We start from the raw sequence: 14,296 nt of genomic DNA on the forward strand, positions 1-14,296 counted from the left end.
GAAGCCGACTCGAAAAAAGAAGAGGGGGTGGGCAGCGCCCACCCCCTCGTGCGCCGAAGCGCGGGAATTACTCCGCTGCTGCGGTGACGATGTTGACGACCTTGCGGCCGCCCTTCGCGCCGAACTGGACCGCACCGGGTGCCAGGGCGAACAGCGTGTCGTCGCCGCCACGGCCGACGTTGGCGCCGGGGTGGAAGTGCGTGCCGCGCTGGCGGACGATGATCTCGCCGGCGAGGACGACCTGGCCGCCGAAGCGCTTCACGCCGAGGCGCTGTGCGTTGGAATCACGACCGTTACGGGTGGAGCTTGCGCCCTTTTTGTGTGCCATCTCTGCGTCTCCTGGCTCTTACTTGATGCCGGTGATCTTGACGCGCGTGAGGTCCTGACGGTGGCCCTGGCGCTTCTTGTAGCCGGTCTTGTTCTTGAACTTCTGGATCACGATCTTCGGACCGCGCTCCTCGCCGAGCACCTCGGCCGTGACCGAGACCTTCGCGAGCTTGTCGGCGTCGGTCGTGACCGCGTCGCCGTCGACGAACAGGACGGCGGGCAGCTGGATGCTCTCGCCGATCTTCGCCTTCTGGCGGTCGAGCACGACGACCGTGCCGACCTGGACCTTCTCCTGGCGGCCGCCGGCGCGCACAACTGCGTAAACCACTTCACACCTGTTTTCGTTCGGGAGCGCGGAGCTCCGGTTGTCTGATGACGTCGGGAGGGCCTGACGGCCCAAGTCTCGGTGCGATCCGGCGGGCAGAACCCGCGGGGTCACGCTCCTCACAGGAGTGGACGCGACGCACCAAGGGTCAAGTTTAGCTCACCTCACGGCATCCGGCAAAAGCATTCGACCCGCGTGTCGACCGTAGGATTTCCAGATGGTGATCCTGATCGACGACCCGCAGTGGCCCGCGCACGGACGGCTGTGGGCCCATCTGGTCAGCGACAGCGATCTCGAGGAGCTCCACGCCTTCGCCGCGGCGGCCGGAATCCCGAGCCGCGCGTTCGACCTCGACCATTATGACGTGCCCGATGAGCGACATGCCGACCTCGTCCGCGCCGGCGCGGAGCACGTCGGCGGCAAGGAACTGGTGCGGCGTCTGCGCGCCTCGGGCTTGCGGATCACCGCGCGAGAACGCCGCCGTCAGCCGTAAGGGGCCGTCCTCGGTCGCGGCGAGCAAACTCGGCGACCGAAGACGACCCCTCACACGGGCGAGCGCCGCCTCAGGACTCGCTCGACGGCTGTGCGTTGACCGGAGTACCCGTCAGGGCAGCGGTGGTCACGCGACGGCGCGAACGCCCCTGTCCCGGAGCCTTGGGCTCGGGCAGGGCCTCCAGCACCGACTCGAGCAGGGCGTCCTTCTCGGTGCGCGGAGCTTTGGGCTCGCGCTTCTTGCGCGGGCGCTTCTCGCGCGCCGGCGCGGGCGCGTCGGGAGCGGACTCGCTCTTCGACTCGAGGACGGCCTCGACGGATGCCACGACCGCCGCCTCGACGACGGCGGGATCATCGATGGTGGGCTTGACGGTGGAGGCGGCGATCTGCGCGAGAGCCGACTTGACCCCCTCGGTGATCACGTGGGTGCCGCCGGCCGCAGCCGCCGCTCCCCCACCGTTCCCGCCGGCGCCGCTCTGCGTCGCGCCGCCGCCGTTGCCGGCACCGTTGGACGCGTTGCCGTTCGAGCCGTTGTTGCCGCCACGACCGCGACGGTTCGACGAGCCGTTGCCGTTGTTGCTGCCGCCGTTGGACGATCCCGCGGGACGGTGCTTGGCCACGGGGTCGTGGTGGACGATGACGCCGCGACCGGCGCACACCTCGCACGCCTCGCTGAACGTCTCGAGCAGGCCCAGGCCCAGCTTCTTGCGCGTCATCTGCACGAGACCGAGCGAGGTGACCTCGGCGACCTGGTGCTTCGTCCGGTCACGGCTGAGGCATTCGATGAGGCGGCGCAGCACGAGGTCGCGGTTGGACTCGAGCACCATGTCGATGAAGTCGACGACGATGATGCCGCCGATGTCGCGCAGCCGCAGCTGGCGGACGATCTCTTCGGCCGCCTCGAGGTTGTTCTTCGTGACGGTCTCTTCGAGATTGCCGCCCGAGCCGACGAACTTGCCGGTGTTGACGTCGACGACCGTCATCGCCTCGGTGCGGTCGATCACGAGGGAGCCGCCGGAAGGCAGCCAGACCTTGCGGTCGAGCGCCTTCTCGATCTGCTCGGTGACGCGGAAGGCGTCGAAGGGGTCCTGCTCGCCCTCGTACTTCTCGACGCGCTCGAGCAGGTCGGGTGCGACGCCCTGGAGGTAGGACGAGATGGTCTGCAGGGCCTCGTCGCCCTGGATGAGCATGCGCGTGAAGTCCTCGTTGAAGACGTCGCGCACGATCTTGACCAGGAGGTCGGGCTCGGAGTGCAGCAGGGCGGGCGCCTGGATGGTCTTGACCTGGCTCGACACATGCTCCCACTGCGAGGTCAGGCGCTGCACGTCGAGGGTCAACTGCTCCTCGGTGGCACCCTCGGCCGCCGTGCGCACGATCACGCCGGACGACTCCGGAAGCACCTCTTTGAGGATCTTCTTCAGGCGCGCGCGCTCGGTGTCGGGGAGCTTGCGCGAGATGCCGTTCATCGTGCCGTTGGGCACGTAGACGAGGTACCGGCCCGGCAGCGAGATCTGGCTCGTCAGTCGCGCACCCTTGTGACCCACGGGGTCCTTGGTGACCTGCACGAGCACGCGGTCGCCCGACTTGAGCGCGAGCTCGATGCGTCGGGGCTGGTTGTTGGTCTCGACGCCGTCCCAGTCGACCTCGCCGGAGTACAGCACCGCGTTGCGGCCGCGACCGATGTCGACGAACGCCGCCTCCATGCTGGGCAAAACGTTCTGCACGCGGCCGAGGTAGACGTTGCCGATGAGCGAGGCGTCCTGATTGCGCGCGACGTAGTGCTCGACCAGCACGTTGTCTTCGAGCACGGCGATCTGGATACGACCGGCCTTGGACCGCACGACCATGACGCGGTCGACGGCCTCGCGGCGGGCGAGGAACTCGGCCTCGGTGACGACCGGGCGACGGCGGCCGGCTTCGCGGCCGTCGCGACGACGCTGTTTCTTGGCTTCAAGTCGGGTCGAACCCTTGATGCGCTGCGGCTCGGTGATGACCTCGACCGCGCGCTGGCGCACGGGAGGGGCGGACGGAGCCTCGGGGGCCTCGTCGCGGTTGTCGCTCGGTCCCCCTCGACGGCGGTTGCGACGGCGGGCATTCGCCGACACACGCTCGGAGGGACCCTCGTCTTCGCGGTCGTCGACCTCGTCGCGGATCACGACGGGAGGAAGCGCGGGGGCGTAGAAGTGCAGCGCGGTCGAGACGGCCGAGACGAAGTTCTCGGGCAGCAGGCCCAGAGACACGGCGGTCGGACGGCCGGGCTTCTCGGGCTCGGCGGGAGTTTCAGGCTCGGACTTCTCGGGTTCGGCCGGGGTCTCGGGCTCGGACTTTGCAGGCTCGGCCCGAGTCTCGGGCTCCGCCTTGTCGGTTTCGTCGACCTCGGTTCCAGCGGTCGCGGCGTCGGCGGAGACGGATCCGGATGCCGCGTCCTCGGCGTCGGCGGAAGGCTCGGCGACCTCGTCGGCCGGGATCGCGTCGACCCCGGGCTCCTCGGAGGCCGAGTCCGACGCGGCCTCCGCCGCGGGGATGTCCTCGACGTCGAGCACCGCGGGCGCCTCGGTGTCGTCGGCGGCGGCCTCCTCGGCATCCTGCACCGCCGCCTCTTCCTCGTCGACCGCGGGGGCGACGTCGGAGGAAGCTGCGGTGTCGGGAGAGATCGGCGCCTCTTCGGCGGGGTTCTGTTCGTCTGTCACATCGGCCATGTCGGGGTACTCCCTGGCGGACGACACCGCGCGTCGTCCGACGAAATCTCATGCGGCGCCGCACCCGGCGGGGCCGCGAACTCACTCGGTCTGCAGCCGGCCTGCGGCTCGGGCTGCGAAGGGCGGTCATCGCCCGAAGTCTTCTGGTGATGTTCCTGCGGCGCGGCCGCGGTCACATCAGCCTTCATTATCGCACGAAGTGCCGGAAAGCCCGCGAAGCTGTCGAGGTCCGGCCTGTCCACCGCCCCGTGAGCGCGCTCGGCGACCCCACCGTGAGCCCGCCGGAGCGTTCGAAGCGGCCGCATAGCGCGGCGATGAGAGAATCGCGGCATGAGCGAAACCGTCACCCCCCGTCGTCCGGTCGTCGTCGCGATCTGGCTGGTCTTCGCGGGGGTCGTGGGGTGGTGGGCGGCGTTCTCGCTGACCATGGAGCGCTTCCACCAGCTCATGAACCCGGGGTCAGCGGCATCCTGTGACTTCAGCGTGCTGGTCCAGTGTTCGACGAACCTCCAGTCCAGCCAGGGCAGTGTCTTCGGCTTCCCGAACCCGATCATCGGGCTGGCGGCCTGGATCGCGCCCATCGTGGTCGGTATGGCGCTGCTGGCCGGCGCCCGGTTCGCACGGTGGTTCTGGGTCCTGTTCTGGCTCGGCTTCGTCTTCGCCCTGGGCTTCGTCATCTGGCTGATCGGGCAGAGCCTGTTCGTCCTGGCGACGCTCTGCCCCTGGTGCATGGTGACCTGGTCGGTCGTCATCCCGTCGTTCTTCGTCGTCACGCTGCACGTACTGCGTGAAGGGGTCATCCCCCGCCCGCGGGTGCAGGAGGTCGCCGATCGCCTGATGGCGTGGGTGCCGCTGATGACCATCGTGTCGTTCGCCGTCGTCGCCGTGCTCGCGCAGGTGCGCCTAGACGTGCTGTCGCAGCTCTGACCCTCGACGCGGTCACTCCGGCGTTCGCGGATCCTCCGGACGAGAACTCCGGATGCCGTGGAGGTCGTGCGCATCACTGCGGCTGTGTACCGTCGACCGCCGGCGCGAAACGACGAAGGCCGCCACCCCTCGGGGTAGCGGCCTTCACGGCATCCCGGATCAGGCGAACCAGATCGCGAGCTCGCGCTCGGCGGACTCGACGCTGTCGGAACCGTGGACGAGGTTCTGCTGCACCTTGAGGCCCCAGTCACGGCCGAAGTCGCCGCGGATCGTGCCGGGCGCGGCGGTGGTCGGGTCGGTCGTACCTGCGAGGGAGCGGAAGCCCTCGATGACGCGGTTGCCCGCCAGGCGGATGGCGACCGAGGGGCCCGACAGCATGAACTCGAGGAGCGGCTCGTAGAACGGCTTTCCCTCGTGCTCGGCGTAGTGCTGCGCCAGCGTCTCACGGTCGGGCTCGACGAGGCGGATGTCGACGAGGGCGTAGCCCTTCGCCTCGATGCGGGCGAGGATCGCGCCGGTCAGGCCGCGGGCGACGCCGTCGGGCTTGACCAGAACGAGGGTCTCTTCGGTAGCCATGGGTCATTCTCCGTTCGAGAGATCGGGGGATGCGGCGCGTCGGGCGTTCTGCCTGTCGAGCGCTGCTCCCTTGATCGTCGCATACGCCCACATGCCACCGAAAATGACGGCGACGACCGCGAGGGCCGGAACCAGGAACCCCCCGAGCAGCAGGACGACCTGGAGTCCCCACCCGGCGAACAGCGCCCAGCGGTGGCGGAGCGACCCCGAGACGGCGACCATCGCGATCGCCATCACGACGCCCCCGACGATCCCCCACCACGGCTCGATACCGAACGGCAGCACCTTCAGCCCGTAGACCACGAGGCCGCCGAGGAACACGATGATCGACTCGAAGCCGAGGACGACGGCACCGAGCGACTCCTGGGCACCTCGCTGGCGACGCGGGCGCGGAGCGCGCGGTTCGCGGGTGGTCACTCCTGCCACCCGGCCTTCCAGTCCTCGAGATCGGCCAGGCGCAGGGCTTCCCCGGCCAGCACGACCGAGCCGGCGATGACGACCGCCCGGCGATCCGACTCCGCGGCCCACGAACGGGCGGCGTCGGCGGCATCTTCCAGGGTCGGGTGCACGGTCACCGGCAGGTCGGCGGCCTCCGCGAGGTCGGCGATCGCGTCGGGATCGGTCGCGCGGTCGCTGGTGGGAGCGGTGGCGAACACGCGCGCGACGCCGGGCACGAGCGCCGCCATGATGCCGGCGGCGTCCTTCCCCTCGAGGATGCCGACCACGGCGCCCCACTCGTCGATGTCGAACGACTCGTCGAGCGCGGCGACGAGGGCGCGTGCCCCGTGCGGGTTGTGGGCGGCGTCGACGAACACGGTCGGCGCGGTGCCGATGAGCTGCAGGCGACCGGGCGAGGTGGCCGTGCCCAGGCCGTCGGCGACCACGTCGGCCGCGAGCGGCTGGGTGCCGCCACCGATGAGCGACTCGACCGCGGCGACCGCCAGAGCGGCGTTGGCGCCCTGGTGCGCGCCGTACAGCGGCAGGTAGAGCTCGGGGTACGTTCCGGCCACACCGCGGATGTCGAGCTGCTGGCCGCCGACCGCGAGAGTCTGCGCCTCGAGCGCGAAGCCGTCGCCGGCGACGGCGACGGTCGCGCCCTCCTTCTCGGCGCGGGCCCGGATCACCCGGAGGGCTTCCTCGGGCTGGCGAGCCGACACCACCGCGGCACCGGGCTTGATGATCCCGGCCTTCACGGTCGCGATCTCGGTGATCGTCGAGCCGAGACGGTCGGTGTGGTCGATGTCGATCGGCGCGAAGACCGCGACGTCGCCGTCGGCGGTGTTCGTCGAGTCCCACTCCCCGCCCATGCCGACCTCGAGCACGAGCACGTCGATGGGGGCGTCGGCGAAGGCGACGAACGCCAGGACCGTGAGGAGCTCGAAGAACGTCAGCGCCGCGTCGCCGGCCGACGCCAGTTCGGCGTCCACCATCTGCACGAACGGCTGGATCTCGTCCCACGCGTCGGCGATCGCGGCATCCGAAACGGGCTCGCCGTCGATCAGGATGCGCTCGGTGAAGCGCTCCAGGTGAGGACTTGTGAACAGACCGGTACGTAGCCCCATCGCACGCAGCAGGCTCTCGATCATGCGACTGGTCGAGGTCTTGCCGTTCGTGCCCGTGACATGGATCACGCGGTACGTGCGCTGCGGGTCGGCGAGCAGTTCGAGCACGCGTCGCGTGCGCTCGACGCGCGGCTGCACCCACTGCTCGCCCTGCCGTTCGAGCAGAGCGCTGTAGACGGCGTCTGCCCTGGTGCGGTCGCTCATGCGGGGACTCCGATCCGTGCGACGGCCACCGTGACGGCACCGACGTTCGCGTAGGTCTGGGCGGCGATGACGGTCTCGTACTCCGCCGGCGCGATGTCGCCGCGCTCGATCAGGCGACCCTCGGGGCCCGCCAGCACGACGGCTTCGGCGAGGGTCTCGGATGCCACGCCCGCGACGTCGAACGCCTGGGCGACGGCCCGCGCGTCGGCGTCTTCGACGAAGGTCAGCGACAGGAAGATGCGGTCGCTCACGTCGAAGCCGGCGGCCTTGCGCGTGTCCTGGATGCCGCGGATCATGTCGCGGGCCAGGCCCTCGGCCTCGAGCTCGGGGGTGGTGACGGTGTCGAGCAGGACGAAACCACCGCCGCCGAGCACGGCCAGCGCCTCGCCCTCCGGACGACCCGCCGTCTCGACGACGAGCTCGTACTCGGCGGGTTCGAGGGTGATACCGCCGGCGACGACCTGTCCGTCGACCTCGCTCCAGTCGCCCTCCCGAGCGGCCTTGATCGCCTGCTGCACCTGTTTGCCCAGGCGCGGGCCCGCGGCGCGGGCGTTCACCGAGAGGCGGTGGGTGATGCCGTACTCCCCCGCCGTTCCCTGCTGCAGGGCGACCTGCTCGACGGTCTTGACGTTGAGCTCCTCGCGCAGGATGTCGTCGAACTGCGCCAGGCCCGCGGCATCCGGCGTCACCACCGTCAGACGCGGCAGCGGCAGGCGCACGCGCTTGCCCTCGCGCTTGCGGAGCGCGTTGGCGACGCTCGAGACCTCGCGCACGGTGTCCATCGCGGTGCGGATGTCTTCGGCCGCGGGGAACACCGAGGCGTCGGGCCAATCGGTCAGGTGCACGCTGCGGCCGCCGGTCAGGCCCTGCCACACGCGCTCGGACACGAGCGGGATGAGCGGGGCGGCGACGCGGGTCAGCGTCTCGAGCACCGTGTAGAGGGTGTCGAAGGCCTCGCGGCTGGTCGGGTCGTCGGTCACCCCCACCCAGAAGCGGTCGCGCGAACGCCGGATGTACCAGTTGGTCAGCACCTCAGCGAAGTCGCGCAGGCGTTCGGCCGCGGTTGTCGAGTCGAGACCCTCGAGGTCGGCGGCGACGTCGCGGACGAGGTCGCCGGTGAGCGCGAGGATGTACCGGTCGAGCACGTCGGTGGAGTCGGTGCGCCACTCGGCGGTGTAGCCCTGGCCGGACGCGTTGGCGTAGGTCGCGAAGAAGTACCACGCGTTCCACAGCGGCAGCAGGAACTCGCGCACGCCCGAACGGATGCCCTCCTCGGTCACGACGAGGTTGCCACCCCGCAGCACGCTCGACGACATGAGGAACCAGCGCATGGCGTCCGACCCGTCGCGGTCGAAGACCTCGCGCACGTCGGGGTAGTTGCGCAGCGACTTCGACATCTTCTGCCCGTCGTTGCCGAGCACGATGCCGTGGCACGAGACCCCGGTGTAGGCCGGACGGTCGAACAGGGCGGTCGAGAGCACGTGCATCACGTAGAACCAGCCGCGGGTCTGCCCGATGTACTCGACGATGAAGTCGGCGGGGGCGTGCTCGTCGAACCACTCGTGATTCTCGAACGGGTAGTGCACCTGGGCGAACGGCATCGAGCCCGAGTCGAACCAGACGTCGAGCACGTCCTCGATGCGGCGCATCGTCGACTGCCCCGTCGGGTCGTCGGGGTTGGGGCGCGTGAGGTCGTCGATGTAGGGGCGGTGCAGGTCGACCTCGCCGTCGGCGTTCACCGGCAGGCGGCCGAAGTCGGCTTCCATGTCGGCCAACGAGCCGTATACGTCGACGCGCGGGTAGTCGGGGTTGTCGCTCTTCCACACCGGGATCGGCGAGCCCCAGTAGCGATTGCGGCTGATCGACCAGTCGCGCGCACCCTCGAGCCACTTGCCGAACTGGCCCTCCTTGACGTTCTCGGGCACCCAGGTGATCTGCTGGTTGTTCGCCAGCAGATCGTCCTTGATGTCGGTCACGCGCACGAACCAACTCGACACGGCCTTGTAGATGAGGGGGTTCCGGCAGCGCCAGCAGTGCGGGTACGAGTGCTCGTACGACGCTTCGCGCAAGAGGCGTCCGCCCTGCTTGAGCAGACGGATCAGCGGACGGTTCGCGTCGAGCCACAGCTCCCCCGCCACGTCGGTCACGGCCGAGAGGAACCGGCCGCCGTCGTCGAGCGAGATGATCGTGGGCAGGCCCGCGGCGTCCGCGAGGCGCTTGTCGTCCTCACCGTAGGCGGGTGCCTGGTGCACGATGCCCGTGCCGTCCGACACCGTGACGTAGTCGTCGACGAGGATCTTCCACGCGTCCTGCGTCCCCCACACCGACGCGTCGGCGTAGTAGTCGAAGAGGCGGTCGTACGACACGCCCTCGAGCTCCGCGCCCAGGATCGTGGTCTGCACGGCCTCGCGGGCGGCATCCGCACTCTCGTAACCGAGGTCCTTGGCGTAATTCGGCAGCAGGTCTTCCGCCAGCAGGTAGCGGTGCGCGACGGCCTCGAAGGCCTCGTCGGGCGTGCCGTCGGGAGCGCGGTGGACGTCGGCGGCGCCGTTCGGGCCGCCCTCGATCACGGCATAACGGATGCCGGGACCCACCGCCAGAGCCAGGTTCGTCGGGAGCGTCCACGGCGTCGTCGTCCACGCGAGAGCGCGGACCCCGGTGAGGCCGAGGGCCTCGGCCTTCGCCCCGACGAGGGGGAAGGTCACGGTGACCGAGGGGTCCTGCCGCATCTTGTAGACGTCGTCGTCCATGCGCAGCTCGTGGGTGGACAGAGGGGTCTCATCGCGCCAGCAGTACGGCAGCACGCGGTATCCCTCGTAGGCGAGGCCCTTGTCGTGCAGGGTCTTGAACGCCCACAGGACGCTCTCCATGTAGGTGGTGTCGAGCGTCTTGTAGCCGCGCTCGAAGTCGACCCAGCGGGCCTGGCGCGTGACGTAGTCCTGCCACTCGCGCGTGTATTCCAGCACCGACTCGCGGGCCTTGGCGTTGAAGGTCGCCACGCCCATGGCCTCGATCTCGTCCTTCTCGGTGATGCCGAGTTGCTTCATCGCCTCGAGCTCGGCCGGGAGTCCGTGGGTGTCCCACCCGAAGACGCGGTCGACCTTCTTGCCGCGCATGGTCTGGAAGCGCGGGAAGACGTCCTTCGCGTAGCCCGTCAGCAGGTGGCCATAGTGCGGCAGGCCGTTCGCGAACGGCGGGCCGTCGTAGAACACCCACTCCTCGGCGCCCTCCCGGTTCGCGATCGAGGCGCGGAAGGTGTCGTCGCTCTTCCAGAACGCCAGGGTGTCGTTCTCGATCGCCGGGAAGCGGGGGCTCGGGACGACGGATGCCGCGGTCGCGGCGCTCTGGCCGGGCGCCGGGGTCGTGGCATCCGGGGTCGCGTTCGACGTTTCGGCGGCGGGGCCGAAGGATGAGGGGCGTGGGTAGGTCATGACTCTCCGCAGGTTGGGATCCACCTGCGGGGACGATCCGTGGGGACCGCGGTACCACCCCGCGTTGCGCCGCCCCCGTTCGGGACCGGTGCCTCTCTCACTGCGGCTGTGACGGGCCTGCCCCGCGCGGTTCTACTCCGGGCCTGGACCCGTTTCTTCCGCGAGCTCCCCGGTGATGGCCGGATCGATGCGTGTCCGTCCAGTCTACGCGAGCCGGGCGGCCCGCGCTGCGGCCCTCGAGTGTCCGAGAAACCCGGACCGAGAGGGGCCCTGCTCTGCGTGCTCTGCACCGCCGAGGTATCGCCGGGGCATTCCCCCTCGAGTGTCCAGAACACGCCGCTCGTCGTCCCGGGGGTCCGGCGTGTCGTGGACGCTCGACGCCGGCGGCCGCGCGAACTCAGGCGCCGGTCGCGCCGAAGCCGGCGGCGGCGAGTAGCTCCCGGGTGAACGGATGCCGCGGCTCGGCGAAGACGCACGACACGGTGCCCGAGTCCACGACGCGTCCGTCTTTCATGACGATCACGTCGTCGGCGATCGCGGCCACGACGTCGAGATCGTGGGTGATGAAGATCATCGCGAGGTCGCGCTCACGCTGGAGGGCGAGCAGGCGGTCGAGGATCTTGGCGCGCACCGAGGCGTCCAGTGCCGACACCGGTTCGTCGAGCACGAGCAGATCGGGCGACACCGCCAGGGCACGAGCGATGGAGACCCGCTGGCGTTGGCCGCCCGACAGCTGGGCGGGCCGACGGCGGGTGAAGGCCGGCGACAACCCGACCTCCTCCAGGAGGGCGGTGACCGCCCGACGGCGCTCGGGGCGCGGTACACCGCCCGCGGCGACGGCCTCGGTCAGGGTGCGGCCGATGGTCCAGCGGGGGTCGAGGGCACCCCAGGGGTTCTGCTGCACGAGCTGCACCCGGCGCCGGTCCGATCCCCGAGCGACGTCGGGGCTCCAGGGGCGGTCGTCGAACGTCAGCGTCCCGGAGTCGGCGGCGGTCACGCCGATGGCCAGGCGCGCCAGGGTCGTCTTGCCCGATCCGGACTCTCCCACGACCGCGAGCGTGCGACCGCGGCGCACGTCGAAGGTGACGTCGTCGACCGCGAGCCGCTCACCGAAGCGTTTCGTGACGCCCCGGGCGGTGAACAGTGGAGCGTCGGTGCGGGGCGCGCGACCGAGCGGATCGTGCGAGACCGCCGCGACGAGCTCGCGCGTCACCGGATCGCGAGGGGATGCCAGCACCTCGGCCGTGACGCCCGTCTCGACGACCCGTCCCTCGTGCATCACCACCACTCGGTCGGCCACCCGCGCGACGGCTCCGAGATCGTGGCTGATGAACACCACGGCGACCCCGTCGTCGGCGATCGAGCGCAGGAGGTCGAGCACGCGCACCTGCACCGTGGCATCCAGGGCCGTCGTCGGCTCGTCGGCCACCAGGACGGCGGGGTTCGCCGCCAGGGCCGAGGCGATCAGGGCGCGCTGGCGCAGCCCGCCCGAGAGTTCGTGGGGATACTGACGGGCGCGGTCGGCGGCCTCGGGCATCGACACGCGCTCGAGGCACCCGTGCACGCGGTCGGCCAGAGCGCTCCCGCGCACCGCGGGCTCGTGGATGCGCACCGGCTCGGCCACCTCGGCGCCGACGCGGCGCAGGGGGTCGAGCGAGACGAGGGCGTCCTGCGATACGAGCGCGATGCGTCGTCCGCGCAGAGTCCGCCACTGCCGCTCGGTCAGCGACGGGACCGGGGTGCCGTCGATCTCGAGGGTGTCCGCCGACCACGACAGACCCGCGGGGACCAGTCCCACCAGCGCGAGCGCGCTCAGCGATTTACCCGCGCCCGACTCGCCCACGATCGCGACGCACTCCCCCGGCGCCACCTCGAGGTCGAGGCCGCGCACGATCGAGCCGCCGGGCCCGTCGATGCGCAAACCGCGCAGGCGGACGCCGCTCACGCGCCCCGCTCCTCGGCTCGCGCGCGCAGGATGCGGCCCACGACGCTCACGCTCACGACGGTCGCGGTGATGGCGAGTCCCGGGAACACCGCCACCCACGGAGCCTGTAGAAGCAGATTGCGGCCCGCCGAGAGCATGAGCCCCCACTCCGGCGTGGGCTCGGTGGGACCCAGGCCGAGGAAACTCAGGCCCGCCGCCGCGAGGATGCTCGTGCCGATACCGATCGTGGCGAGGACGCTGACAGCCCCAAGGACACCGGGCAGCACGTGGCGCACGTGCACGACGAACGCCGCAACACCGATGATGCGCGCGGCCTCGACGTGTTCCGCCGCCGAGAGCGAACGGGTCTGCGCACGCGCCAGCCGGATGTACACCGGCACGGCCGCGATCGTGACGGCCACGGCGATGTTCGTCGCCCCCGGCCCCAGGACCGCGACCACGAGCAGAGCGACGAGGAACTCGGGGAAGGCCAGCAGGACGTCGACCACGCGCATCGCGGCGGCGTCGGCCCAGCGCGGGGCGACAGCCGAGAGCGAGCCCGCGATCACGCCGACGATCAGGGCGAGACCCGTCGCGAGCAGGCCGATCCCCACCGAACGCCCCGCGCCGAACATGACGCGCGAGTACACGTCGCGCCCGCTCTGATCGGTGCCGAACCAGTGCGCGGCGCTCGGCGGCTGAAGGGCCGAACGGACGTCGGTCAACAGGGGGTCGTGCGTCGCCAAGAGCCCCGGCGCGACGGCGGCGACGGCGATGACGGCGAGCACCGCTCCCGCGAGCGACAGGGCGACCACCCGGCCGGGTCGCGTGCGCGTGACGGCGACGGCGGTCACGCGGGTACCCCCGTCCGCACGCGCAGCGCCGTGTCGCTCCCCCGCAAGCGCGGGTCGAGAACGGGCGCGACCAGGTCGACGACCGTGTTGACCACGACGAAGACGAGCGCGCTCAGCACGATGACGCCCGTGATCACCGGCAGGTCGCGATCGGTGATGGCCGCGAGTGTCACGCGGCCGATACCGGGTCGCGCGAACACCGTCTCGACCAGCACGGCGCCGCCGAGCAGCGAGCCGACGAGGTAGGCCGCCAGGGTGACGCCCCCGACCCCCGCGTGACGCAAGGTGTGATGGAGGGTCTCTCGGCCCGGGGCGGCTCCGCGGGCGCGAACGGTCAGAAGGAACGGTTCCCGTTCGGCGGCCTCGATGCCGTCACGCAGCACCTGCGACAGAAGGGCGGCGACGGGCAGGGCCAGGGTCACGGCCGGCAGCACCAGCGATGCGGCATCGCGCCCACCGGACGCCGGGAACCACCCGAGCTGGAACGAGAAGACGCTCAGCAGCACGAGCCCCGTCCAGAACACCGGCGACGACAGCACGACGAGTTCGATCCCGGATGCCACGGCTCGCCCGCGGCGCCCGCGCACGAGAACGGCCGTCGCCAGAGCCAGCACCACGGCGATCATCAGCGCGAGCGCCGAGAGCTGCAGGGTGGGTCCGAGTTGACGGCCGATGACCTCGGTCACGGGCAGACGCAGTTGATACGACTCCCCCAGGTCACCCCGTGCCAGGCGCGCGAGGAAGGCCGCGTACTGTTCGAGCACGGGACGATCCAGACCGAGATCGCTGCGGATCCCCGCCTTCACGGCCTCGCTCACCTGGGCCTGCGGGCCGAGCATGACGTCGACGGGGTCGCCCGGGATGATCCGGAACGCCACGAAGGCCAGCGTCGCCGCTCCCCAGAGAACGAGGACGACGGATGCCACGAGCCCGCCGAGGCGCCTCAGAAGGGCGCGCGAGCGAGAACGTGGCATC

Annotated in this window: 12 protein-coding genes; 2 read left to right on the top strand and 10 right to left on the bottom strand. The window is 70.6% G+C overall.

What is annotated here, in order from left to right; translation table 11 throughout:
• Nucleotides 1-67: 67 nt before the first annotated feature.
• Together rpmA and rplU are read right to left on the bottom strand one after the other, a co-directional pair.
• Entirely contained in the window at nt 68-328 is a 261-nt protein-coding gene (gene rpmA, locus J2X55_RS09490; protein ID WP_055836932.1) for a 50S ribosomal protein L27, read from the bottom strand.
• Between the two features lie 18 nt (nt 329-346).
• Complete coding sequence (rplU, locus tag J2X55_RS09495) at nt 347-655, bottom strand: 50S ribosomal protein L21 (RefSeq protein WP_055836929.1); 309 nt, start codon at nt 653-655, stop codon at nt 347-349.
• A gap of 214 nt (nt 656-869) precedes the next feature.
• Here rplU and J2X55_RS09500 point away from each other — a divergent pair, with 214 nt between their 5' ends.
• Nucleotides 870-1,145, top strand: coding sequence for a DUF4031 domain-containing protein (locus J2X55_RS09500; RefSeq protein WP_309823090.1), 276 nt, complete (start codon nt 870-872; stop codon nt 1,143-1,145).
• Nucleotides 1,146-1,215: 70 nt separating this feature from the next.
• Here the strand turns inward: J2X55_RS09500 and J2X55_RS09505 are convergent, their stop codons facing one another.
• Complete coding sequence (locus tag J2X55_RS09505) at nt 1,216-3,843, bottom strand: Rne/Rng family ribonuclease (RefSeq protein WP_309823093.1); 2,628 nt, start codon at nt 3,841-3,843, stop codon at nt 1,216-1,218.
• Nucleotides 3,844-4,173: 330 nt separating this feature from the next.
• On the opposite strand from J2X55_RS09505, the gene J2X55_RS09510 reads away from it, so the two are divergent.
• Nucleotides 4,174-4,770 carry a vitamin K epoxide reductase family protein gene (locus J2X55_RS09510; protein ID WP_309823094.1) on the top strand — a complete coding sequence of 199 codons (597 nt, stop codon included), beginning with the start codon at nt 4,174-4,176 and terminating at the stop codon, nt 4,768-4,770.
• Nucleotides 4,771-4,929: 159 nt separating this feature from the next.
• Here the strand turns inward: J2X55_RS09510 and ndk are convergent, their stop codons facing one another.
• From ndk to J2X55_RS09545, 7 genes are all read right to left on the bottom strand, one after another.
• The gene (gene ndk, locus J2X55_RS09515; protein WP_055954335.1) at nt 4,930-5,346 is read right to left on the bottom strand and encodes a nucleoside-diphosphate kinase; all 417 of its coding nucleotides are present in this window, start codon (nt 5,344-5,346) and stop codon (nt 4,930-4,932) included.
• A gap of 3 nt (nt 5,347-5,349) precedes the next feature.
• Nucleotides 5,350-5,772, bottom strand: coding sequence for a DUF4233 domain-containing protein (locus J2X55_RS09520; RefSeq protein WP_115918094.1), 423 nt, complete (start codon nt 5,770-5,772; stop codon nt 5,350-5,352).
• Nucleotides 5,760-7,112: a folylpolyglutamate synthase/dihydrofolate synthase family protein gene (locus J2X55_RS09525; RefSeq protein ID WP_115918092.1), complete on the bottom strand. Its 1,353-nt coding sequence runs from the start codon at nt 7,110-7,112 to the stop codon at nt 5,760-5,762. The genes J2X55_RS09520 and J2X55_RS09525 overlap by 13 nt, the downstream gene beginning before the upstream one ends.
• A complete protein-coding gene (gene ileS, locus J2X55_RS09530) occupies nt 7,109-10,543 on the bottom strand; it encodes an isoleucine--tRNA ligase (RefSeq protein WP_309823097.1) in 3,435 nt (1,144 codons plus the stop codon). The genes J2X55_RS09525 and ileS overlap by 4 nt, the downstream gene beginning before the upstream one ends.
• A 397-nt stretch (nt 10,544-10,940) precedes the next feature.
• Complete coding sequence (locus J2X55_RS09535; protein ID WP_309823099.1) at nt 10,941-12,488, bottom strand: ABC transporter ATP-binding protein; 1,548 nt, start codon at nt 12,486-12,488, stop codon at nt 10,941-10,943.
• The gene (locus tag J2X55_RS09540) at nt 12,485-13,321 is read right to left on the bottom strand and encodes an ABC transporter permease (protein ID WP_309823101.1); all 837 of its coding nucleotides are present in this window, start codon (nt 13,319-13,321) and stop codon (nt 12,485-12,487) included. Before J2X55_RS09540 ends, J2X55_RS09535 begins: the two co-directional genes overlap by 4 nt.
• The gene (locus J2X55_RS09545; RefSeq protein ID WP_309823102.1) at nt 13,318-14,295 is read right to left on the bottom strand and encodes an ABC transporter permease; all 978 of its coding nucleotides are present in this window, start codon (nt 14,293-14,295) and stop codon (nt 13,318-13,320) included. The genes J2X55_RS09540 and J2X55_RS09545 overlap by 4 nt, the downstream gene beginning before the upstream one ends.
• Between the last annotated feature and the right edge of the window lies 1 nt (nt 14,296).

This window comes from Microbacterium sp. 1154 (assembly GCF_031455375.1).
Classification (GTDB): domain Bacteria; phylum Actinomycetota; class Actinomycetes; order Actinomycetales; family Microbacteriaceae; genus Microbacterium.